Origin of the sequence: Intestinimonas sp. (assembly GCF_026169115.1) — a bacterium.
Classification (GTDB): Bacteria; Bacillota; Clostridia; order Oscillospirales; family Oscillospiraceae; genus Intestinimonas.
The window spans coordinates 1-1,815 of the sequence record NZ_JAPFEA010000134.1; the positions used below are offsets into that span (position 1 = coordinate 1).

The window sequence follows — 1,815 nt, forward strand, 5'->3', positions numbered from 1 at the left end:
GCCGAGGACTGGCCCGTGCCCTACGCCTGCCGGTACCTCCGCAACCAGCGGTGGCTGGACGAGCCCACCCCCAAGGCCGGCAGGGCGGCAGCGCCGCCCCGGCCCCAGGCCAGGCAGCTCACCGGCTGGCACACGGAGATTATCGACGGGGAGGAGGTGATGGTCCCGGATGGCTGAGTATCAGATCTCCGCCACCATGGCCGAGCAGAGCGTGGTGGGGGCCATCCTGGTGGACGAGCGATGCCTTCCGGAGGTCCAGCGGGAGCTGCGCCCGGAGGACTTCCGGCTGGAGGCCAACCGGGCCCTCTACGCCGCCATCCTGGCCCTGGAGCGGGCGGGCGGCAAGCTGGACCCGGTGACCATCCTGGCCCAGGCTTGGCGGATGGGGGCGGAGGTGTCCCAGGTCTATGTCCGCCAGCTCATGGAGATCGTCCCCACCGCCGCCAACGTGGGGGAGTACGTCAAGATCGTCCGGGAGTACCGGCTCCGGGAGGGCGCGCGGGAGACCGGCGTGCGTCTGGTCCAGGGGGCGGACGACATGGAGGACACCGCCGCCCTCATCGCCGCCGGCATCCGGCAGCTGGAGGACCTGGCGTCCAAGGGCAGCGCCGGAAAGCTGGTGGGCCCCAACGACAGCATGCTGGCCTATTACCGGCAGCGTGACGCGGTGGAAGCGGGCGACGCCAAGGGCTATGTCTGTACCGGCTACATGGCCCTGGACGAGCTGCTGGGGGGCGGGCTGCTCAACTCAGGGCTCTACCTGCTGGCCGCCCGGCCCGGCATGGGCAAGACCACCCTGGCCCTCAACATCGCAGACCGGGTGGCCCAGGTGGACCCGGTGCTCTTCGTGTCCCTGGAGATGGACACCGAGCAGCTTTCCGCCAAGCGCATCAGCCGGGAGACCGGCATCCCCTCCCAGAAGCTGCTCATGCAGCCCCTCACCCAGGCCGAGGAGGACCGGGCGGCCCAGACGGCCCGCCGGCTGGCCGGGCTGAGCTTCTGGTCCAACGCCGCCCCCACGGTGACGGTGGACGACATCGGGGTCCTGGCCCGGAGCATCGGGGGCCTGCGGCTCATCGTGGTGGATTACTTCGGCAAGATCCTGCCGCCGTCGGCGGCGAAACGGTATGGCCGGTATGAGTACACCACGGAGATCTCCGCCGACCTCAAGAATCTGGCCCGGACCCTGCGCATCCCCATCCTGTGCCTGTGCCAGCTCAACCGGGAGGTGGAGGCGAGACAGGACAAGCGGCCCCAGCTCTCCGACCTGCGGGACACCGGGGCCCTGGAGCAGGACGCCGACGGCGTCATCTTCCTCTACCGGGAGGACTACTACGCCGCCCGGGAGACGGTGGACCCCACCGTTCCCTCCGTCCTGGACGTGGACCTGGCCAAAAACCGCCACGGCGGGGTGGGCCGCTGCAAGCTGGCCTTCTCCCTGGCCACCAGCAAGATCTCCGGCATGTCCTACCGGAGAAAAGCCGGCGAGGACGAGATCCCGGAGCAGTTCCGGATCGGAGGACTGTGATGGGGGAGCGGGAGATCATCGCCACCCTTCGCCGCCGGCTGGAGCAGCCAGGCAGCAACATCACCCTGGGGCGGGTGCTGGCGCGGGAGATCTTGGAGGCCCTCCTCCACCAACAGAGCATCATCCGGCGGCTCCGGGAGGAGCGTCGGGGGAAAGGAGAAGACCATGGGAAAGAACAATGACCGCTGTCCCTTCCAGCGCGAGTGCGAGCGCAAATGCGCCTTTGTGGGCCGGGAGCTGGACTGCGATTACTATGACGCCAATGCCAGGCCGGGCTATGAGGTCGA

The 1,815-nt window shown here is 69.1% G+C and carries 2 protein-coding genes; both read left to right on the forward strand.

Annotation, left to right across the window (positions count from 1 at the left end; genetic code table 11):
* The first annotated feature begins 169 nt into the window (after positions 1–169).
* A complete protein-coding gene (locus Q0Y09_RS11395; protein ID WP_297721685.1) occupies positions 170–1,528 on the forward strand; it encodes a DnaB-like helicase C-terminal domain-containing protein in 1,359 nt (452 codons plus the stop codon).
* Positions 1,528–1,710 (forward strand): hypothetical protein, encoded by a 183-nt coding sequence (locus Q0Y09_RS11400; RefSeq protein ID WP_297721688.1) that lies wholly within the window; start codon positions 1,528–1,530, stop codon positions 1,708–1,710. The genes Q0Y09_RS11395 and Q0Y09_RS11400 overlap by 1 nt, the downstream gene beginning before the upstream one ends.
* The last annotated feature ends 105 nt before the right edge of the window (positions 1,711–1,815 follow it).

Excerpts from the sequence above, each read along its gene's own strand:
- Q0Y09_RS11400 (WP_297721688.1), top strand. The coding sequence starts at position 1,528 with ATGGGGGAGCGGGAGATCATCGCCACCCTTCGCCGCCGGCTGGAGCAG.
- Q0Y09_RS11395 (WP_297721685.1), top strand. The coding sequence starts at position 170 with ATGGCTGAGTATCAGATCTCCGCCACCATGGCCGAGCAGAGCGTGGTG.